The 20,154-nt window shown below is 67.8% G+C and carries 13 protein-coding genes; 4 read left to right on the forward strand and 9 right to left on the reverse strand.

Annotated elements, in window-relative coordinates:
- Window position 1 precedes the first annotated feature (1 nt).
- Both RQP53_RS10655 and RQP53_RS10660 read left to right on the forward strand, forming a co-directional pair.
- Complete coding sequence (locus RQP53_RS10655; protein ID WP_315650287.1) at window positions 2–772, forward strand: general secretion pathway protein GspB; 771 nt, start codon at window positions 2–4, stop codon at window positions 770–772.
- 125 nt (window positions 773–897) lie between these two features.
- Entirely contained in the window at window positions 898–1,632 is a 735-nt protein-coding gene (locus RQP53_RS10660) for a glutathione S-transferase N-terminal domain-containing protein (RefSeq protein WP_315650288.1), read from the forward strand.
- 30 nt (window positions 1,633–1,662) lie between these two features.
- Here RQP53_RS10660 and RQP53_RS10665 read toward each other — a convergent pair whose 3' ends face one another.
- From RQP53_RS10665 to RQP53_RS10690, 6 genes are all read right to left on the reverse strand, one after another.
- Window positions 1,663–3,942 (reverse strand): helicase-related protein, encoded by a 2,280-nt coding sequence (locus tag RQP53_RS10665; RefSeq protein WP_315650289.1) that lies wholly within the window; start codon window positions 3,940–3,942, stop codon window positions 1,663–1,665.
- A gap of 69 nt (window positions 3,943–4,011) precedes the next feature.
- A complete protein-coding gene (gene pepF, locus RQP53_RS10670) occupies window positions 4,012–5,892 on the reverse strand; it encodes an oligoendopeptidase F (protein ID WP_315650290.1) in 1,881 nt (626 codons plus the stop codon).
- An 80-nt stretch (window positions 5,893–5,972) separates the two neighbouring features.
- Window positions 5,973–8,153, reverse strand: coding sequence for a prolyl oligopeptidase family serine peptidase (locus tag RQP53_RS10675; protein WP_315650291.1), 2,181 nt, complete (start codon window positions 8,151–8,153; stop codon window positions 5,973–5,975).
- A gap of 207 nt (window positions 8,154–8,360) precedes the next feature.
- The gene (locus RQP53_RS10680; RefSeq protein ID WP_315650292.1) at window positions 8,361–9,515 is read right to left on the reverse strand and encodes a tetratricopeptide repeat protein; all 1,155 of its coding nucleotides are present in this window, start codon (window positions 9,513–9,515) and stop codon (window positions 8,361–8,363) included.
- Window positions 9,516–9,595: 80 nt separating this feature from the next.
- Entirely contained in the window at window positions 9,596–12,175 is a 2,580-nt protein-coding gene (gene cphA / locus RQP53_RS10685) for a cyanophycin synthetase (RefSeq protein WP_315650293.1), read from the reverse strand.
- 34 nt (window positions 12,176–12,209) lie between these two features.
- A complete protein-coding gene (locus tag RQP53_RS10690) occupies window positions 12,210–14,387 on the reverse strand; it encodes a cyanophycin synthetase (protein ID WP_315650294.1) in 2,178 nt (725 codons plus the stop codon).
- A 200-nt stretch (window positions 14,388–14,587) separates the two neighbouring features.
- On the opposite strand from RQP53_RS10690, the gene RQP53_RS10695 reads away from it, so the two are divergent.
- Complete coding sequence (locus RQP53_RS10695) at window positions 14,588–16,864, forward strand: cyanophycin metabolism-associated ABC transporter (protein ID WP_315650295.1); 2,277 nt, start codon at window positions 14,588–14,590, stop codon at window positions 16,862–16,864.
- Window positions 16,861–17,328: a cyanophycin metabolism-associated DUF1854 family protein gene (locus RQP53_RS10700; RefSeq protein WP_315650296.1), complete on the forward strand. Its 468-nt coding sequence runs from the start codon at window positions 16,861–16,863 to the stop codon at window positions 17,326–17,328. Before RQP53_RS10695 ends, RQP53_RS10700 begins: the two co-directional genes overlap by 4 nt.
- A gap of 3 nt (window positions 17,329–17,331) precedes the next feature.
- Here RQP53_RS10700 and RQP53_RS10705 read toward each other — a convergent pair whose 3' ends face one another.
- From RQP53_RS10705 to RQP53_RS10715, 3 genes are all read right to left on the reverse strand, one after another.
- Complete coding sequence (locus RQP53_RS10705; protein ID WP_315650297.1) at window positions 17,332–18,051, reverse strand: DUF4386 family protein; 720 nt, start codon at window positions 18,049–18,051, stop codon at window positions 17,332–17,334.
- Between the two features lie 136 nt (window positions 18,052–18,187).
- The gene (locus RQP53_RS10710; protein ID WP_315650298.1) at window positions 18,188–19,018 is read right to left on the reverse strand and encodes a LytR/AlgR family response regulator transcription factor; all 831 of its coding nucleotides are present in this window, start codon (window positions 19,016–19,018) and stop codon (window positions 18,188–18,190) included.
- 7 nt (window positions 19,019–19,025) lie between these two features.
- Window positions 19,026–20,084 carry a sensor histidine kinase gene (locus RQP53_RS10715; protein ID WP_315650299.1) on the reverse strand — a complete coding sequence of 353 codons (1,059 nt, stop codon included), beginning with the start codon at window positions 20,082–20,084 and terminating at the stop codon, window positions 19,026–19,028.
- Window positions 20,085–20,154: the final 70 nt, after the last annotated feature.

Consider the following 20,154-nt stretch of genomic DNA (forward strand, 5'->3'; position numbering starts at 1 on the left):
CATGTCCTACATTCTTGACGCCCTGCGCCGTGCCGAAGCCGAACGTGGCCGTGGCGATGGCGCTGCGCAAGCGCCCGTCTCGGCGCTGGGGATCGCCCCTGCGGCCAGGCCTACGGCGCCTCGACCCTGGTTGCTGCCGCTGACGGCGGCACTGGCCGGCATGCTGACGGCCGGCGGTCTGGCCTGGCTGTGGCTGGCGCGGTCGCCGTCCACACCAACGCCTGCCGCAGCGCCTGTTCCGTCAGCCATGCCGCCAGCCCAGGTGTCGGCCGTCCCGGCGCCTGCCTTGCCGCTCGCCGCGGCCAGCCCCGTCTCCGCGCCCGTGGCGGCCGCATCGGCCGTGCTTGCCGCGCCTGTGCAGGCTGTGCCTCAGATCGCGCCCACTGTCGCAGCAGCGGTGGCGCCGCGAGTACCACCGTCAATGCCGCTTCAAGCGACCCAACAAGCACCGCGGCCCACGCAAGACCTGACCCCGCCGCGGCAGCCTCGTCTGCCCGAGCCCCGGCCGCTGCCACAGGCAAACGCTGCGGTCGCGGCGACCGAAAAGCTGCCCACCTGGGCCGAGTTGCCCGAGGCGACCCGCCAGCAGCTGCCGCCGCTGCAAACCAGCGGCGCGATGTATTCAGAGACGCCGGCCGATCGCATGCTGATCGTCAACCGCCAGGTGCTGCATGAGGGCGAGCAGATTGCCGAGGGCCTGCGGCTGGAGCAGATCCGGCTGAAGAGCGCGGTGCTGTCCTGGCGTGGTCAGCGCTTTGTGCTGAATTACTGAAACGCACCGGCGTTGGCAGCGCACGACGGCCAAGTCCCCAGAGCCTGCTGTGGGATTGGCGCCGTCACGGCAGGGCCTTGAGGCCCGGCTCACAATCGACGCGCTGACCTTTTCATTGAGTGGCCATGACGACGAACAACACCGCCCCCAACACTGCCCGCTTTCCTGAAGACTTCCCCATCACCGCCAAGTGGCCGGCCGCCCATCCCGAGCGTTTGCAGCTCTATTCGCTGCCCACGCCCAACGGCGTCAAGGTTTCGATCGCGCTAGAGGAACTGGGCCTGCCCTATGAGGCGCAGCTGGTTCGCTTCGACAGCAACGATCAGCTCAGCCCCGCGTTCCTGTCCTTGAACCCGAACAACAAGATTCCGGCCATCATCGACCCGCAAGGCCCCGGCGGGCGACCGCTGGCGCTGTTCGAGTCCGGCGCCATCCTGATCTATCTGGCCGAGAAGGCCGGGCAGCTGTTGCCGGCCGATCCGGCGGCGCGTTACGAGACCTTGCAATGGCTGATGTTCCAGATGGGCGGCATCGGCCCGATGTTCGGCCAGCTCGGCTTCTTCCACAAATTCGCCGGCAAGGACTACGAGGACAAGCGCCCGCGCGATCGCTATGTGGCCGAATCGCGCCGCCTGCTCGGTGTGCTGGAGCAGCGCCTGAGCGGTCGGGACTGGCTGATGGGCGAGGACTACACGATCGCCGACATTGCCGTGCTGCCCTGGGTGAACAATCTGATCGGCTTCTACGGGGCCGGCGAGTTGGTTGGCTGGAACGAGTTCCCGCAGGTGCAGCGCGTGCTGGCCGCCTTCCTGGCCCGGCCGGCGGTGCAGCGCGGCTTGCAGATTCCCGCGCGGGGTTGAGGCCCACGCCGACGGATGCGGCGAGCTGCCTTAGCGAGCTCGTCCGCCGCCACGCCCGCCGCGGGTCTGCCACAGCGGCTTCTTGCCCTTCAGATGGCGTTCGATGCCATCGTTGAGCCGGCTGCGCAGATCGACCACGGCGTCCAGATGGCCGTAGACGCCAGGGAAGCGCAGGTCCAGCCACAGCCATAGCGTGCAGGAGCGCAGCGCCTGCTCCATGCGGTCGAGGCGGCTGTGCTCGTCGACATCGTCGAGGAACCAGGGCGCGCCGACCTGGCCGATCAGTGCATGGCGGCTGGCCCAGTCGAGGTACTCCTGCACCTGGGCCGGCGTGCGGCTGTCCACCGGTGCCTGCGCGTAGATGAAGCGCTGCTTCAGCGTCAGCGTGGGCGCGGCATGGTCAAGCTGCTCGGCCAGCTCCAGCATCTGCTCCAGCTCGGCAACGGCGAAATGCGCGTCGTCCAGGCGCAGCCGGTCCATGAACACGCCCAGCACCGCATGCAGGCGCTTCAGGCCCAGCTGCTGGGCAATGGTGTCCACATGCCACCAGTTCGGCGCCACCGCGGCCTTGAAGTCACGCGGCGCGCGTGGGCTCTTGGGCAGCAGCTCCTTCAAGGTGCGCGCCGCCGTCGGCTCGGCCTCGCGCAGCACGCCGCAAAAGCCCTCGTCGTGCATGCCGTAGCGGCCGGCGCGGCCGGCGATCTGGTGGGTTTCCGAGACGCTGAGCGTGCGGTCGGCCTGGCCGTCGAATTTCGTCATCGTGCTGAACAGCACGCGGCGTATCGGCAGGTTCAAGCCCATGCCGATGGCATCGGTGGCCACGAGGATGTGGCTGGCGCCATTGGCAAACCGCTCGGCCTCGCGGCGCCGCACCTCGGGCGGCAGCGCGCCGTAGATCACCGAGACCGGATGGCCGGCCGAGGCGATCTGATCGCGCAGCATCAACACCTCGCGGCGGCTGAAGGCGACGACCGCATCGCCCTTCTTCAGCGCCGCAATCGGCACCGGCGCAGGCAGCAGCTGCACCTCCTGCTTGCGCTCGAAATGGCGCACCGTGCAGCGCTCGCCGCACAGACCCAGCAGGTTCTCGATGGCCGGCACTGCATAGGCCGAGCAGATGATGATCAGTTCCTCGGCCGGCACTGCGACGATGGCCTGGGTCCAGGCCCAGCCGCGGTAGGTGTCGAACAGCATCTGTGCCTCGTCGATCACCGCCACTTCGACCACCTTGCTGGTGTTGACCATCTCGATGGTGCTGGAGACGACACGGGCGTCTTCGGCCGGCACATTCTCTTCGCCGGTCAGCAGCGAGCAGGGCACGCCGCGGCCGACCAGGCGATCGCGCCCCTCCAGCGCCAAGAGGCGCAGCGGCGCCAGATAGGCCCCGCTGGCGCTGGCCGACAGGCGCTCGAACGCGGCATGGGTCTTGCCACTATTGGGCGCACCGACAAACAGCGTGACGCGGCGCTGCAGCCGGCGGGCCGGCTCGAAGGTGTCGGGGTAGCCCTGGAAGGCCAGCTGGCTGTTCAGCCGCGCCAGTGTGTTCAGCTCGGCGACGGCATGTTCCCAGCGGTCTTGCGCGCGGGTGGTGGCGGCCTTGAACTGCGCCAGTGTCTGCGGCACGCCGCACTCGGCCTGCAGCCGCGGCAGCAGCGAGGCGATGTGTTCCTCATGGCCGCTGGCGCTGCGTTCCAGCAGCGCGTCCAGATGGGCCAGCAGCTCGTCGTGATGTGGATAGTCCGGCTGCGGGCCGAGCACGCGGCTCAGGGCGGCCAGATCGCCATCGCGGTAGAAGTCCCAGATGGCGGCCTCGGCCTGCGCGTCCAGCGGCACGCGAAAGGCCACCGGCAGCTGCCAGCCTTCGCGCGACAGATGCATCGTCTGGCTGCACAGCCGGCTCCAGTCCAGCCCCTCGCGCGCCAGGCCCAGCGCGTCGAGCTGGCTGCTGCGCTTTTGCATCAGCGCGCGCACCGTCGGGGCCGAGCCGACGGCGTCCAGATGTTCCAGCGCGACGGCGATCAGCCGCGGTGCGATCCAGCGGCTGGGCCGGGCGCCGGAGACGGCTTTCTGGATCAGGATCAGACCCAGCGCGTCGAGCTGCTTTTCATGGTCATGGCCATGATCAGGGCCGTCCAGATCGGCCGGGCTCAGCACCTGGGGCAGCTGGTAGGCCGCCTGACGGATGCGCAGCCACTGCTCGGTCGTCAGCCCGGCGGGCAGACGCTTCAGGTGGCGAGGCTGGGGCAGGGAGAGGGGCGCGGCGGCAGGCGTTGCCGCGGCCGGTACTGCGGGGGAGTCAAGATGTGGCACAGGCGAGAGTGGAACACATCTGTGTCGGCCACTCTCGCCCGGCCCAGGGCCTTGCTGGCCTTACTGGCCTTACTTCTGCGCCAGCAGCGCTTCCAGCTGGCTCATCACCTGCTCCATGCGGCGCACGACGGCGCGGTAGGGCGCGGGCGTGGCGAGGTCGACGCCGGCCGTCTTCATCAGCTCATAGGCCTCGCCGGCGCTGCCCGACTTCAGCAGCGTGAAGTAGCGCTCGCGCAGCGCGGTGTCGCCCTTGCCGATGCCCTCGGCGAAGAAGGCCGCGGCGCTGATGCAGGTGGCGTACTGGTAGACGTAGAAGTCGTTGTAGAAGTGCGGGATATAGGCCCACTCGATGCCGTAGACATCGTCGATCTTGACGACGCCCTGATCATGGCCGTGGTAGCGCTTGAGCAGGTCCAGGTAGATCTTGCTCAGGCCTTCGCCGGTCAGCGCCTCGCCCTTTTCGGTGGCTTCGTGCGTGGCCAGTTCGAACTCGGCAAACATGGCCTGGCGGAAGAAGGTGCCGCGCAGGTTTTCCAGCTCCTGGCTCAGCGCAAAGATCTTCTCGCTGCGGCTCTTGGCGTTGGCGACCATGTAGTCGGCCAGCAGCAGCTCGTTGGCGGTCGACGGGACCTCGGCGATGAAGGTGGCGTAGTCGGCCGTCTCATAGGGCTGGTTGGCATTCGAGTAGACCGAGTGCATCGCATGGCCCCATTCGTGAGCCAGCGTGGACACGCTGTTGTACTCGCCGCTGAAGCTCATCAGCAGATAGGGGTGCACATCGTAGGCGGCCGGGTTCATATAGGCGCCCGAACGCTTGCCGCGCTGCGGCACGGCATGCATCCAGCCGGCACCGAAAGCGGCCTGCAGCTTGCTCGTGTAGTCGCTGCCCAGCGGCTTCAAGGCCTCCAGCGTCAACGCCTCGGCCTCGGCGACGGTGTAGCTGCGCGAGGGCTTGGCCAGCGGCACATAGACGTCCTGATAACCGGCCTGCTTCTGGCCCAGCACCTTGCTGCGCAGCTGGAAGTAGCGGTGCAGCGTCGGCAGGCCGGCATTGGCTTCCTGGAGCAAGGTCTTGTAGACGGCGGCCGGGATGTTGTCGCCACTTTGCGCCATCTCGACGCTGCTGCCGAACTTGCGCGCGCGGGCACTGAACACGGTGCCCTTGAGGCTGGCGCTGTAGATGGCGCCAAAGCTGCGCTCATAGGCCTTGAAGGCCGGCCAGAAGGCCTGGAAGACCTGCTTGCGGATCTTGGGGTCAGGGTCGGCGCGGTAGGCGACGTACTGCTCCTGATCGAGCACCACCGTCTTGCCGCGGATCTTGATCGTGGGCCAGGGCAGGTCGGCATTGGCCAGCAGGCCGTAGATGGCCGAGGGCTGCTGCAGCGGCTCGGAGGCCGCGGCCAGCAATGCTTCTTCCTTCAGGCTCAGCACATGCTCGGCCAGGCGCAGCGTGTTCATCAGCGCAAAGCGATGCGGGGCCAGGCCCGGCTCCTGGGCCAGGAAGGCGTTGATCTTGTCGCGGCCGATGGCGGCGATCTCGGCGTTGACGAAGGCGCTGGCCTCGCCGAACTGGTTGGCGGCGGTGTCGCCCAGTTGGCGGCGTGCCTGGTTGGCGGTGACCTGCGTGTTCTCATCGGCCAGCAGGCTGGCATAGGTGTTCAGGCGGCCGAGGCGGCGGCGCAGGCTGGAGAGCTGGTCCAGCCCGGCGCGCAGGCTGGCCGCGCTCTGGCCCAGTGTGCCCTGCAGCTGGCGCACGCCAGGCAGTGCGGCGAGGATGGCCTGGCGTTCGGCTTCCCAAGCCTCGGGGCTGGCGTAGAGCGGGCTCAGGTCCCAGACCGAGGCGCGGTCGGTGCTGGCTTTTTCGTTGCTGGCCTTGTCCATGCCGTTACCAGCAGCGCCGGCAGCCAGGCACTGAAGCGCAATGCACAGGGCGATTGTGGTCTTCTTCATCAGGATTCCAAGAAAAGAATGCCTCGCCGCCGGGCAGGCAGGCGGCGAGGCCTTGAAAGGCAGGCGCGCAGTGTCGCCGATCAGCGTGCGTTCAGATCGACGCCCAGTTGCTGGAACAGGAAGCTGAAGGTGTCGGTGCGTTCCTTGATCGTTTCGCTCAGCGAGGAGCCGATGCCGTGGCCGCTGGCGGCGCTGGTGCGCAGGAGGATGGGGCGGCCGTTCGGATTGGCCGCCTGCAGACGGGCGATCATCTTGCGCGACTGGGCCGGGTTGACGCGGCCGTCGTTATCGCCGGTGGTCATCAGCACGGCGGGATAGGCGGTGCCGTCCTTGACCTTGTGAAACGGCGAGTAGGCATAGAGGGCGTCGAACTGGGCGCGGTCCTTGACGGTGCCGAACTCGGTCACGTTGAAGGCGCCGTTGGGGTCCAGCTCGATGCGCAGCATGTCGTAGATGCCAACCGCCGCATGCACGGCGCGGAACAGCTCGGGGCGCTGGGTCAGCGCCGCGCCCATCAGCAGGCCGCCATTGCTGCCGCCTTGGATGGCCAGCTTCTCAGGCGTGGCGTAGCCGCGGGCGATCAGGTGCTCGGCGGCGGCGATGAAGTCGTCGAACACATTCTGCTTGCGGGTCAGATTGCCGGCGCTGTGCCAGGTCTCGCCATACTCGCCGCCGCCGCGCAGATTGGCGATCACATAGACGCCGCCATGATCGAGCCAGACGCGGCGGGTGGTCGAGAAGCCCGGTGTCTGGCTGACGCTGTAGCCGCCGTAGCCATAGAGGATGGTCGGGTTCTGGCCGTTCAGCTGCGTGCCCTTGCGGCGGATGATGTTCAGCGGCACGCGGGTGCCGTCCTTGGAGACGGCGAATTCGCGCAGCACCTCGGTGTCGCTGTAGTCGGCCACGCTCTTGAGCGCCAGGGCGGTCTTGGCCAGCGGCTGGCCGGCGGCGGCACGGTACCAGGCCGGTGGCTCGGTGTAGCTCTGCACCGAGGCGAGCAGCTCGCCATCGGCCATGGCCACGATATCGTCCACGCTGCTGACCGGCGGCAGCGCGATGGTCTGGGCCTTCAGCGTCTTCAGGTCGACCTCGGTCAGCTGCGAGGGGCCGCCGAGCAGGGCGCTGGCCAGCAGGCGCTGGCCGCTGATGGCGACATGCTGGATCGTGCCCTCACCCTCGGGCAGCACCAGCTGCGCGCGGGCCAGTTGCGGGTTCTTCAGCGCCACGCGCAAGACCTGACCCTTGGGCGCCTGCTTGCGCGACAGCAGGTAGAGATGCCCGTCGCTGCCGAACCAGCCCTGCTTGGCCTCGTCGGCAAAAGCGGCCAGGCGGGTCCATTTCTGTGCCCCCTTGCCGGCGCGCAGCAGGTAGAGCGCGACCTCGCCGCCGTCGCCGTTCTGCACCGTGGCCAGCACCTCGCCGCCAGGGCCGCTGGCGAGCTGGGTCTCGGCAATGCGCGGGAACTCGCGGCCGACGGCATAGCGGTCCTTGCTCAGCGGCTGGCCGAGCTGGTGGAACCAGACCTGCTGGTAGAAATGCAGATCGGCGTCGCCGCGTTCGCCCGGCGCCGGATAGCGGGTGTAGAAGAAGCCCTTGCTGTCGGCCGCCCAGGCGACGGAACCGCCGCCGGTGGGGTACTGGACGCGCGGCACGACGACGTCAATCTGCTTGCCGCTGGCGACCTCGAAGACATGCACCGAGCCATCCTCGCTGCCTTTCTCGGACAGCGACACGGCCACCAGCTTGCCGTCCGGCGAGGGCACATAGAAGTCGATCGAGATGGACCCATCGGCGGCGAGCAGGTTCGGGTCGAGCACGACACGCTCATCGCCCGGGCGGTCCGGCGAGGGCAGCGTGACCAGCAGCGCCTGCTGCTTGGGCGGCTGCGACTTGATCGCGAACAGCTGGCCGCCCTGGCGGCGTAGCGCGTAATAGCTGCTTGAGCGAGCGGTCACCAGCTCGGTGATTCTCTGCTGCACCCGTTCGCGGCCGGGCACGGCGTCCAGCGCCGCGCGGCTGAGCTGGTTCTGCGCCGCCAACCAGGTCTTGACGGCCGGCTGGCTGGCGTCTTCCAGCCACTGGTAGTCGTCGCTGACCTGGATGCCGTGGTAGCTGTTGACGACCGGCTGACGAGCGGCCGCCGGGTAGGGCTGGGCAAGCGCCTGCTGGGCGCCGCCCAGCAGGGCCAGGCCGAGCAGCAGGGCGCTCAGCGATGGGCGCCGGGGCGCGGCAGGACGGTGGCGGCGGGGTGTAGAAGTCATGCTGTCTCCTTGATATATCAAGAAGCATAGACCCTGTAGACGCAGCCGCCAGAGGTCACGCAGGGATTGACAGGGCGGCGCTGTTCTGGGACCGAATTCCGGAATTGCAGGCAGAGCAGAGCGCCGGCCATGGGTCCGGGCGGCGCTCAACACATACAAAAAACCCGGGTCGCGGCCCGGGTTGATGAGATCGACGATGCAAGCGGCTCAGTCGAAGCTGCCACCACCGCCGGCGTCGAAATCGCCACCGCCACCGCTGTCCCAGGCCGCGCCGCCATCGCTGCCGCCGAGGTCCAGGCCGCCACCGCGGTTGTCGTCATCAAAGGGGATGTAGCCGCCGCGGTTGCTGCCATCGTCTTCCTCATGGCGGCGATGGCCATGGGCCTCTGCCGAGCCGCTCATCATGCTGCCAATGGCCACGCCGGCGCCAACGGCGGCCACCGTGCCCAGCACGCCCAGGCCGCCCGACGGTTGCGGGCCGCCATAGCCCGGGCCGTAGCCCGGCTGCTGCACATAGACCGGCTGCATGGCCTGGCGCTGCATCTCCATCCGTGCGGCACGTTCGCTGGGCTTTTCCTCGCCGCGGATCTCGGCGGCGATATCGCGGGAGCGCAGCACCAGGGCGGCGGTCTCGGCGAAATCCTTGCGCGAGTTCAGGCTGGACAGATGGGCGCTGATCTCGCCCTGGGCGCGCTTGGCGCGGTCGTAGTTGGCCAGCTTGGCTTCCTGGCTCAGCTGCGGGTTGGCATCGCTGGCGGCGATAGCGTCGCCCAGATCCTTGCTGGCCTGCTGCAGCTCACCCTGCCATTGCTCGCGAGCGGCACGCTGGTCGCCGTTGGCGCGCGAACGGGTCAGGCGCCAGGTCAGCAGGCCCAGGCCGATCAGCAGCGCGAACATCCAGAAGCCGCCGCCGGATTTCTTGGGTTCGGGCTCACGGGGCGCCGGGCGCGCCGGTGCAGCGGGCACGGCAGGCTCGGCTGGGGCTGGGCTGATCGCCGGTGCGCTGCTCAGCCCGGTGCTGACGCCTTTGCCCTGACTCTGGCTGCTCGGCGCCTCCATGATGTGGCGCAGCACCGTCTTGTCGCGGGCGAAGTTTTCACTTGGATCAAGCTCGCGGGCGCGGCGCACCTCGGCCTGGGCCTCGTCGACCTGGCCGAGATGGAACTTGGCCTGGGCGCGCCAGTAGTGGGCCAGCGCGTTCTCCGGATGCTTGGCCAGCACCTCGTCCAGGCGCTGATCGGCCTGGCTCCAGCGCCCGGCCTTCATATCGGCCTGGATGTCTTCCTTGGCGCCGGCCTGGGCGCCCAGTGCCGCCAGGCCCAAAATGGCGGCGGCGAGCAGGTGTTTGAGCGTTGTGGTCATGGTGGGTCCCTCCAGTAGTCCACAGACTATCAGTCGCCGATGACGGGTGCCGGAACGCATGGCCCGGCCCAGCCCTCTCGTCAGCCCTCGGCGATGCGCTTGCTGAGATGGGCCAGCGCTTCTTCGACCTGATCGACCAGCACCAGGCAGAGATCTCCCGCTTGCAGCCGCTCCAGCGCGCGGTCGATGGCGACGAACTCGCCGCGGATTTCCTCAATATGGGTCGTGCGGCTGGCGCCTTCAAGACCCTGGCGCAGCAGCTGCAGCACCTCGCCGTCCTCGCGGCCGCGCTGGCAGGCGTCCTGGAACAGGATGACCTCGTCGAAGGCCTGGCCGAGGATCTGTGTCTGGATGCGGATGTCTTCGTCGCGGCGGTCGCCGGCGCCGGAGATCACCACCGAGCGCTTCTTGGCCGGCAGCGCCTCGACGGCGGCCACCAGCGCACGCATCGCATCGCCGTTGTGGCCGTAGTCGGCAATGACGGTGGCGCCGCGGTAGTCCATCACATTGAAGCGGCCGGGCACGTTGTCGGCGTCATTGCTGAAGCTCGAAAGCCCGCGGCGGATGGTGTCCCAGTCCAGGCCCACACCCCAGGCGGCTGCCACCGAGGCCATCGCATTCTCGACCTGGAAGCCGATCAGGCCACCGCGGGTGAAGGGGATGTCGCGCAGCGGGATGCTTTCGCGCCAGGAGCCCTGGGCGGCGACCAGCTGATCGCCGTCCACATAGACGCAGCGCTTGCCCTGCGCGCGGTGGGTGGCCATCAGCGGATGGTGGCGGTCCTGGGCGAAGAAGATGATCTGGCCGGGGCAGACACCGGCCATATTGGCCACCACAGCATCGGCCGCATTGAGCACCGCATAGCCCGAGGGCGCGACGTTCTGCACGATGACGCGCTTGACCAGGGCCAGTTCCTCGACGGTGTTGAGGAAGTTCATGCCCAGGTGATCGCCGTCGCCAAGGTTCGTCACCACGGCGACCTGGCAGCGGTCAAAGCCCAGGCCTTCGCGCAGCACGCCGCCGCGGGCGGTCTCGAACACGGCAGCCTCGACATCCGGGTGCATCAGCACATTGCGGGCGCTCTTCGGGCCCGAGCAGTCGCCGCTGTCGATCTGATGGCCGTCGACATAGACGCCATCGGTATTGGTCATGCCGACGCGCAGGCCGCAGGTGGCGAACATATGGGCGATCAGCCGCGTCGTCGTCGTCTTGCCGTTGGTGCCGGTGACGGCGACCACCGGGATGCGGCCGTCCTCGCTCTTCTGGCCATGGCCATAGAGGTGATTGATGATGGCCTCGCCGACATTGCGGCCCTTGCCGTAGGACGGCGACAGATGCATGCGCAGGCCCGGCGCGGCGTTCACTTCGACGATGCCGCCGCTGATTTCTTCGAGCGGACGCAGCACGCTTTCGGCGACCACATCGACGCCACAGACATGCAGGCCGACGACTTGCGCGGCGGCGATGGCGCGGGCGGCCACATCGGGATGGACGTCATCGGTCACATCGGTGGCGGTGCCGCCGGTGGACAGATTGGCGTTGTTGCGCAGGATGACGCGGCGGCCCTTCTCGGGCACCGAGTCGGGGGTCAGGTCTTGCTGGGTGAGGCGCGCGACGGCGATGTCGTCGAAGCGGATCTTGGTCAGCGAGGTGGCGTGGCCGTCGCCGCGCTTGGGGTCGGCGTTGACCTTGTCGACCAGTTGCTTGACGGTGTGCACGCCGTCGCCGATCACATGCGGCGGGTCGCGGCGCGCGGCGGCGACCAGCTTGTCTCCCACCACCAGCAGGCGGTAGTCGGAGCCGGGCAGGAATTTCTCGACCATCACCTGGCCGATCTCGTCGGCCGCCTTGTAGGCGATTTCCAGATGCTCGCGCGTCACCACATTGACGGTGACGCCCTTGCCCTGGTTGCCGTCCTGCGGCTTGACGACGACCGGCAGGCCGATCTCCAGTGCCGCCGCCCAGGCATCGTCAACCGATTCCACCGGCCGGCCATAGGGCACCGGCACACCGGCCGATTGCAGCAGGCGCTTGCACAGGTCCTTGTCCTGGGCGATCGATTCGCTGACGGCGCTGGTCGCATCGACCTCGGCCGCCCAGATGCGGCGCTGCTTGGCGCCCCAGCCGAACTGCACCAGGCTGCCCTGGGTCAGGCGGCGAAACGGCACGCCGCGCTTGACGGCGGCGTCGACGATGGAGCCGGTCGAGGGACCCAGGCGCACGTCTTCATCGGTCTCGCGCAGGCGCTTCAGCGAGGCGTCGATATCGAAGCTGCCGCCGTCCATGGCCGCCTGCACCAGCTGCAGCGCATCGTCCATGGCCATGCGGCCGACATCTTCCTCGCTGTACTCGACGACCACCTGGTAGGTGCCGGCTTCGCTGGTGATGTGGGTGTGGCTGAAGGTCACCGGGCAGCCGGCCTGGGCCTGCAGCGCCAGCGCGGCCTGTTCCAGCACATGGGCCAGCGAGATCTCGACCCGCTGGGCACTGGCCGGGCGCAGCGCACCGATGCTGGGGAAGAGGGCGCGCAGCCGGGCTTCAAAGCCGGCCAGTTCGGCGACCGAGCGTTCGGCTTCGCTGCAGCTCACCACGGCTTCGATGGCCGTGTGGCGGCTCCACATATTCGGACCGCGCAGGGCGCGGATGCGAGAGACTTCCATGTTTGCGTCGTCTTTCGAAGCGTTTCGTTTTTGCTTACTGCGCGAGTTCGGGCACGAAGGTGTCCAGACCGGCCGAAATCAGTTCAGGGGAAATATTCAGTGCCCAGGCGGTCGCCACGGCAGCCAGCAGCGTGCCGGCATCGGTGGGCAGGCCGGCGCGGGCAAAGCGGGCCAGCAGGGTGTCCAGATTGGCGCCTGAGGTTTCCGAGGCACCCTGGGCCAGCACAGCGGCGCCGCCTTGCAGGAAGACCGCTCGGCCGCCCTTGGCGCGGTGTGCGGCCAGCGCGGCATTGCTGCCGTCCAGCGCATAGAACAGCACCTCGCCGTCGCTCAGCTCGGCCATCTCGACCAGGCGCGGCTCGGCCGCATTGAGCACGGCCGCGCCATCGGACAGCACGACATCGATCTGCGTGCGCAGCACCTTGAAGAGCTGGTCCTCGGTGCGGATGTCGTGCTCGTCGAGCTGGCCCAGGCCGCCCATATCGGTGACCACGCCGACCTGGCAGCGGTCATAGGCCAGGCCGTGATCCAGCACCGAGGCGGCGCTGTTTTCGACCACCACGGCGTCGACGCCACGGTTCATCAGCAAGCGGTGCGCGGCATCCCAGCGGCCACCATTGATGCGGTCGACCCGGCGCGGGCCGAGGAAGAGCCCATCGCTGCAGGCGAGGCCGACATGGCGGCCGTTCAGGTGCAAGAGCCAGGCGACCAGGCGGCTGATGTGGTTGCCGCCTTGCGAGGCAGCGATGCCGACGATGGGAATGCGGCCGCTTTCGTCTTCGGCAAACAGATGGTCGATGATGGCCTGGCCGACCGGCTGGGGCATGCCCTCGGCCGGCTTCAGGTGCATCAACAGGCCCGGGCCGGCATTGACCTCGACGATGGCACCGCCGGTTTCAGCCAGCGGCTTGGCGATGTCGGTGGCGACCAGGTCGACGCCGGCGATGTCCAGGCCGATGGTGCGCGCAGCCAGCGAGACGGCACGGGCCACGTCCGGGTGGACCTGGGCGGTGCAGTCGATCGCCACATTGCCGTTGCGCTGGATCAGGATGCGCTGGCCGGCCTCGGGCACGCTGTCGGGCGTGACGCCCTGGCGTTGCAGGTCCAGCAGCACGACTGGGTCTTCGCCCAGCGTGATGCGGTTCAGCGGGAAGTCTTCGGTCAGGCCACGGCGCGGGTCGGTGTTGATCTGCTGATCGACCAACTCGCGTACCGTGTGCTTGCCGTCGCCGACGATCCAGGCCTCGTCGCCACGGGCGGCAGCCACCACCTGGCCACCGACGACCAGCAGCCGGTGCTCGTTGCCGGGGATGTAGCGTTCGACCAGCACCTCCGAGCCTTCCTTGTCGGCGACATGGAAGGCCGCCTCGACGTCCTCACGCTTCTTCAGGTCCAGCGTGACGCCGCGGCCGTGGTTGCCGTCGGAGGGCTTGACGACCACCGGCAGGCCCAGATCCTCGGCGGCCTCCCAGGCCTCGGCCGGGGACTTCACGGCCACGCCTTCGGGCACCGGTACGCCAACGGCCTTGAGCAGGCTCTTGGTCAGATCCTTGTCGCGGGCGATGCCTTCGGCGATCGCGCTGGTCATGTCGGTCTCGGCCGTCCAGATGCGACGTTGACGCGCACCATGGCCGAGCTGGACCAGATTGCCTTCGTTCAGGCGGATATGCGGAATGCGGCGGTCGGTCGCCGCGGCAACGATGGCCGCGGTCGAGGGGCCGAGATAGCAGTCGTCGACCTTGTCGCGGATGCGGGTGACGGCGGCGTCAACATCGAAGGCGTCGGCATTGATGGCCGCCATCAGCAGCGCATGGCCCTCGGCCAGCGCGCAGCGGGCGACCTGCTCGTCGCGGGCGCGGAAGACCATGCGGTAGACGCCGCGGCCCGAGGTCGAGCGGGTCTGGCCAAAGCCGGTCGGCATGCCGGCCAGGTTCAAGAGCTCGATCACCACATGCTCAAGCACATGGCCCATCCAGGTGCCTTCCTGCAGGCGCTGCAGGAAGCCGCCGCGCTCGCCCACGCCGCAGTGGTGCTCGATCAGCGCCGGCAGCGCCGTCGTCAGCCGCTCATTGAAACCGGGCAGCAGGTGGGAGGGGTGATCTTCCAGGCCGCCCAGATCGAGCCAGACCTCCAGCACCGGGCGATAGGTCCACATATTGGGACCACGCAAATAGTTGACGCGCAAAAGCTTGATGTCGTCGTGTCTGCTCATGGGTGAGGGGCCTTCAGGGCCTGATAGCGAGGGCGGGAATGGAAGCAAGCCGCAATTGTGCTCCCAGTTTGCGGAGCCGCTGTGTCGGTCCGCGGGCGGAGCGGTTTGTCTGCATCGACCGCTTCTGAGCGAAAATCCTCGGCTTGAACCCGTAAACCTCGCCAGAAGGCCCCGTCTTGGGGCGCGTAGCCAAAAACACAATGCAGCATCACCATCCCGCAGGCGCGCCCGACCAGCATCCGGAATTGGCTTCTTTGCAGGCGCGTCTCATGCGAGATGAGAACGTGCTGGCCACGCTGGAGGTTGACCTGGACGCCCAGCTGCGCTTCGCACGTGGCCTGCTGGTGCTTTCCAATCAGCGCCTGCTGGCCTGGGAACCGGCGACCCGGCAGTGGACCGAATGGCCGTTGCACCCGGGCCTGTCGATGAAGATCTCCGACCACGCCGGCGTCGGCAGCCTGGAGCTGGTCGATGCGAATCAGCGTCTGGCGCTGTGGCGCTTCAGCCTGCAGATCAATCTGCAGGCGCAGCGTTGGCAGGAGGCTTTCGAGCGCCGCGACGAACCGGCCAAGAGCGATGCCGAAGATCTGAGCTTCTGCCCCAGCTGCAAGGCGCCGCTGCCGCCGGAGAGCGAGGAATGCCCGACCTGCGAGCGCGAGCTGCACACGCCGCCCTCGACCTGGGTGCTCCTGCGCCTGTGGCGCTTTGCCCGGCCCTACCAGGGTCAGCTACTGCTCGGTTTCCTGTTGATGTTGGGCGCCACCGGGGCGACGCTGGTTGGCCCCTATCTGTACCGGCCGCTGATGGACGAGGTGCTGATCCCCTTTCAGCAGGGCCACAAGATTGACCCCTGGCTGGTCGCCTTCTATCTGAGCGGGCTCTTGGGTGCCGGCCTGGTGTCCTGGCTGCTGGGCTGGGCCAAGACCTATATCCTGGCGCTGGTATCCGAACGCATTGCAGCCGATCTGCGCACCAGCACGTTCGAGCATTTGCTCAGCCTGTCGCTGGAGTACTTCAGCAACAAGCGCACCGGCGATCTGATGTCCCGCATCGGCTCCGAAACCGATCGCATCAGCGTCTTTCTGTCGCTGCACGCGCTGGACTTCATCACCGATGTGCTGATGCTGGCGATGACCGCCATCATCCTGTTCTCGATCAATCACTGGCTGGCCTTGGCCACCTTGGTGCCGCTGCCCTTCATCGCCTGGATGATCCATCTGGTGCGCGACCGGCTGCGCACCGGCTTCGAGAAGATCGACCGCGTCTGGGGCGAGGTCACCAGCGTGCTGGCCGACACCATTCCCGGCATCCGGGTCGTCAAGGCTTTTGCCCAGGAGCGCCGTGAGGCCAAGCGTTTCAAGGACGCCAACCAGAACAATCTGAAGGTCAATGATCGGTTGAACAAAACCTGGAGCCTGTTCACGCCCACCGTCTCGCTGCTGACCGAAATGGGCCTGCTGGTCGTCTGGGCCTTCGGTATCTATCTGGTGGCGGATGGCGACATCACCGTCGGCGTGCTGACCTCCTTCCTCGCCTACATCGGCCGCTTCTACGGCCGCATGGACTCGATGAGCCGCATCGTCTCGGTCACGCAAAAAGCGGCGGCCGGCGCCAAGCGCATCTTCGACATCCTCGACCACCAATCGAACGTGCCCGAGCCGACCCAGCCGGTGGCGCTGGACAAGGTCGAAGGCGGCCTGCAGATCGACGAGATCGGCTTCCGCTACGGCAATCGGGCGGTGATTCGTGGCCTGTCGCTGGAGATCAAGCCGGGCGAGATGATTGGCCTGGTCGGCCACTCGGGCTCGGGCAAGAGCACCCTGGTCAATCTGATCTGCCGCTTCTACGACGTCACCGAGGGCGGCATCCGCGTCGACGGCATCGATCTGCGCCGCATCGGCGTGGCCGACTACCGCCGCCACATCGGCCTGGTGCTGCAGGAGCCCTTCCTGTTCTTTGGCACGATTGCCGAGAACATCGCCTATGGCAAGCCGCAGGCGACGCGCGAGGAGATCGTCGCCGCCGCCCGTGCCGCCCATGCCCACGAATTCATCTTGCGGCTGCCGCAGGGCTATGACTCGCTGGTCGGCGAGCGCGGTCAGGGCCTGTCCGGCGGTGAGCGCCAGCGCATCTCGATTGCCCGCGCACTGCTGATCAATCCGCGCATCCTGATCCTCGATGAGGCCACTTCTTCGGTCGATACCGAGACCGAGAAGGAGATCCAGAAGGCGCTGGACAACCTGGTCAAGGGCCGCACGACGATTGCCATCGCCCACCGCCTGTCGACGCTGCGCAAGGCCGATCGCCTGGTGGTGATGGATCGCGGCCAGGTCGTCGAGGTCGGCCCGCACGACGAGCTGATGGCCCAGCAGGGCGCCTATTGGCGGCTCTACGAAGCCCAGGCCCGGCGCATGGACGCCGATGAGGCCGAACCGATCTCGCTGCCCAACCCCAACGCGCACACGGTGGCCCAATGAGCACGCCCTTGAACCTTTCCCGCAATGCCTTTGGCCGCCTGGTGCTGACCGATGCCGAGGGTGTCGAACATGTCGGCGTGACGCCGGTGCGCGCGCATCCGATCTCGGCGCCGGACGAGGGCGTGTCCCTGGTCGGCCTGGATGGCCACGAGCTGGCCTGGATCGATCGCCTCTCGGCGCTGCCGGCGGCGCAGCGCGAGTTGCTCGACGAGGAATTTGCCGCCCGCGATTTCATGCCCACGGTGCAGCGCATTGTCAAGGTCTCGACCTTCTCGACGCCCAGCCAATGGACGGTGCAGACCGACCGTGGCGCCACCGATTTCATCCTCAAGACCGAAGAAGAGATTCGCCGGCTGGGCGAGGGCCGGCTGCTGATCACCAGCAGCCATGGCATCGTCTTCCAGGTGCCAGACCGCTTTGCGCTGGACCGGCATTCGAAGAAGCTGCTGGAACGATTCCTGTGATTGTCAGGCTCGGCGCGGCAGGCCGCGCCAGAGCAGCCACAGGGCGCTGAAGGGGTAGAGCAGCCCCAGTGGCGCCAGCATCAGCAGCGGCGCGTCCAGGCCAATGAAGCCCAAGGCTACCGTCAGGATCTGTAGCGCGGTCGCCGAGAGCAGCAGACCGGCGAACCACAGCGGCAGTGCACGGGCGCGGCTGAGCTGCACAAAGAAAAGCAGCAGGCCCAGGCCGCCAAAGGCCTTGCCCGAGTAGTGAAAGCCGTTGCGCAGGGCCTTCAGCAAGGCGGCCACCGGCGCGTAGGCGCTGGCGTCGGCGGGATGGGCCAGATAGCTGGCGCTGAGCGTCCGCATCGCCACCAGCGAACTGCCTTCGACCAGGCATAGCGTCAGCTCGGCCACCGAGAAGGCCAGGCAGAACATCGTCAGCAGCGGCTGGGTGCTGCCATAGCGCTGCCGCAGCAGCAGACTGATCGTCAAGCCGATCAGCGCCAGCATCAGGTCCATCAGCACCGCGCCGCCCAGCGCCGTGCCGTGAGCAGCTGCGCTGGCCAGCATGCCGCCCTGGCTCCAGGCCAGTGGCTGCAAGGCAAAGTTTGACAAGATGCCCAGCGCAAAGCTCAGCAGCATCAGCACGCCGAGCCAGCGTCCGGAGGTCAGCAGCTCAGCGCCGGGTGCTGGGGCTGTGCTCGGCGTGGGCAGGCTGCCGGGGGGCAGGGTGGTACTGGTCATCGTCGTTCTCCTCGGGGTTGCGATGGAGAGCGACTGTGCCGACGCCGCCTCACCGGCACCAGCGCCTTGCACATGAGCCGCGGCCGGCAACGCGCCAGCGGCGGTCAGCGCGACACCAATTTCTCTCGGTGCGGCGTCAGTCGGCGCGGAACAGATGCAGATAGCTGCGACTGACCGGCAAGAGCTCGGGCCGGTGCTTCAGATGCAGGCTGGCGGTGTCGTTGGCACCGCGCACGGCCTGGCGCACGGCATCGAGATTGACGGCCACGGAACGGTGGATCTGCTGGAACTGCGCCGGGTCGAGCTGGGCCAGCAAGTCCTTCAGCGGCGTGCGCACCACGGCCTCGGCAGGCCCATGGCCATCACCGCGCCAGGCAATCACCGTGTAGCGCTCGTCAGAGCGCAAATAGTCAATTTCTTGCACCGGGATCAATCGGGTGATCGCGCCGACCGAGGCCTTGATCCAGCGCAGCGGGGTGGCGGCGGTGGGGGCAATCGCCACAGCTGGAGCCGGCGGCGGGGCCAAGGCGCCGCCTTGCTGCGCTTGCAGCTGCAGCAGCAGCCGGGCCAACAGCGCCTCGTCCAAGGCCGGCGCCGGGGTCAGTTGGGCCAGCCGATCGCGCAGGCGTGCCACAGTGGTGCTCAACCGCTCGACCTCGACCGGTTTGACAAGATAGTCCAGCGCGCCCTGCTCAAAGGCCTGCAGTGCGTATTGGTCAAAGGCGGTGACGAAGACGATGTGGGCGCGCCTGCCGATGCGCTGAGCCAGCTCGATGCCGCTCAGGCCCGGCATGTGCACATCCAGAAAGCACAGCGCCGGGCATTGCTGCTCGAACATCTCCAGCGCTTCCAGACCATGGCGGGCCATCGCGCAGATCTGCAACTCGGGCCAGCAGCTGGCCAGCTGGCGCTTCAGGCGCTCGCGCAGCAGCGGCTCATCGTCGGCAATCAGGGCGGTCGGTGTCATTGCGTGCTCATTTGGTGCGTGCCGGCCAGTCCAGTTCAACCATGAAGCCATGCGGCTGGATGACATGGGTTTGCATCGCGATGTCATCGCCGAACAGCACTTGCAGCCGTTCGCGCAGCCGCGACAGGCCGGTGCCCAAGCCCATGCTACCCGGGCGCGGGCCGACGCCGCTGTCGCGAACGCTGGCCTGGCAGCGGCCCTCGCGTATGCGCACGCGCAACGCGATCAAGCCGCCGTCCAGGCTGGGGTCTATGCCGTGGCGGATGGCATTCTCGACCAGGGTCATCAGCGTCAGCGGCGGGCAGAGCAGGGGTTCGCAGCCAGCGGCTACGTCGAGCTCAAAGCGCAGCCGGTCAGGCATGCGCAGCTGCATCAGCGCCAGATAAGCGCGCACCATGTCCAGCTCCTGACCCAGCCGGGTCTGCGTTTCGTGCAAGCGCGGCACGGCGGCCCGCAAATAGGCGATCAGTTGCGCCAACACCGGCGCGGCCTGCGGCGATCCATCTTCGACCAGGGCCTGCACATTGGCCAGCGTGTTGAACAGAAAATGCGGCTGGACCTGGGCCTGCAAGAGCTGCAGCTGCGCGCCCAGCACCTGGCGTTCCAACTCGCCGCGCTGGCGCTCGGCCAGGCGCACGGCGGCGTCGCGGCGGCGCAGCAGTGCCGTCATCGCCGTCCAGGGGCCAAGCAGCGTGCCCAGGAAGCAAAAGGCAAACACCGCCTCCATGCGCTGGGGATGGCGCCAGAAGGGGCCAGACTCGGCCGGAAAGGCCAGCGTGTAGAACAGCATCACGGTGATCGGGATGCTCAGCGCGACTGCGACAACCTGCAGCACCCAGCGGGCCAGCCAGCGCGGCGGCTGGCGCGGCCAGCGCTCGGTGAGCTCAAAGGCCAGCAGACCGGCCAGTGCCGGCAGCAGCACGCGCAGGGCCAGGGCCAGCGGGCGTTCGAACCAGAGCGGCAGAAAGAGCAGATAGGCCGGCAGCGCGACCATCAGCGTGGTGCGTAGTCGCCGCGCGGCTGGGCCGGTGAGCAGGGGCCGGAGACAGTTGAGGCGGCTGGGCATGGTCCCAGTGTCGCAGCCCCTGGGCGCGCCGTGCCAATGGCTTGCGAATCAGCCGCGTCAGCCGTGCGTC

This window comes from Roseateles aquae, assembly GCF_032337115.1.
In the GTDB taxonomy this organism is placed as follows: domain Bacteria; phylum Pseudomonadota; class Gammaproteobacteria; order Burkholderiales; family Burkholderiaceae_C; genus Roseateles_C; species Roseateles_C aquae.

What these genes read in the sequence shown, in the direction of transcription:
- RQP53_RS10675 (WP_315650291.1), bottom strand. Translation starts at nt 8,153, where the DNA reads ATGACTTCTACACCCCGCCGCCACCGTCCTGCCGCGCCCCGGCGCCCA.
- RQP53_RS10700 (WP_315650296.1), top strand. Translation starts at nt 16,861, where the DNA reads ATGAGCACGCCCTTGAACCTTTCCCGCAATGCCTTTGGCCGCCTGGTG.
- RQP53_RS10705 (WP_315650297.1), bottom strand. Translation starts at nt 18,051, where the DNA reads ATGACCAGTACCACCCTGCCCCCCGGCAGCCTGCCCACGCCGAGCACA.
- pepF (WP_315650290.1), bottom strand. Translation starts at nt 5,892, where the DNA reads ATGAAGAAGACCACAATCGCCCTGTGCATTGCGCTTCAGTGCCTGGCT.
- RQP53_RS10660 (WP_315650288.1), top strand. Translation starts at nt 898, where the DNA reads ATGACGACGAACAACACCGCCCCCAACACTGCCCGCTTTCCTGAAGAC.
- RQP53_RS10715 (WP_315650299.1), bottom strand. Translation starts at nt 20,084, where the DNA reads ATGCCCAGCCGCCTCAACTGTCTCCGGCCCCTGCTCACCGGCCCAGCC.
- RQP53_RS10655 (WP_315650287.1), top strand. Translation starts at nt 2, where the DNA reads ATGTCCTACATTCTTGACGCCCTGCGCCGTGCCGAAGCCGAACGTGGC.
- cphA (WP_315650293.1), bottom strand. Translation starts at nt 12,175, where the DNA reads ATGGAAGTCTCTCGCATCCGCGCCCTGCGCGGTCCGAATATGTGGAGC.
- RQP53_RS10690 (WP_315650294.1), bottom strand. Translation starts at nt 14,387, where the DNA reads ATGAGCAGACACGACGACATCAAGCTTTTGCGCGTCAACTATTTGCGT.
- RQP53_RS10680 (WP_315650292.1), bottom strand. Translation starts at nt 9,515, where the DNA reads ATGACCACAACGCTCAAACACCTGCTCGCCGCCGCCATTTTGGGCCTG.
- RQP53_RS10695 (WP_315650295.1), top strand. Translation starts at nt 14,588, where the DNA reads ATGCAGCATCACCATCCCGCAGGCGCGCCCGACCAGCATCCGGAATTG.
- RQP53_RS10710 (WP_315650298.1), bottom strand. Translation starts at nt 19,018, where the DNA reads ATGACACCGACCGCCCTGATTGCCGACGATGAGCCGCTGCTGCGCGAG.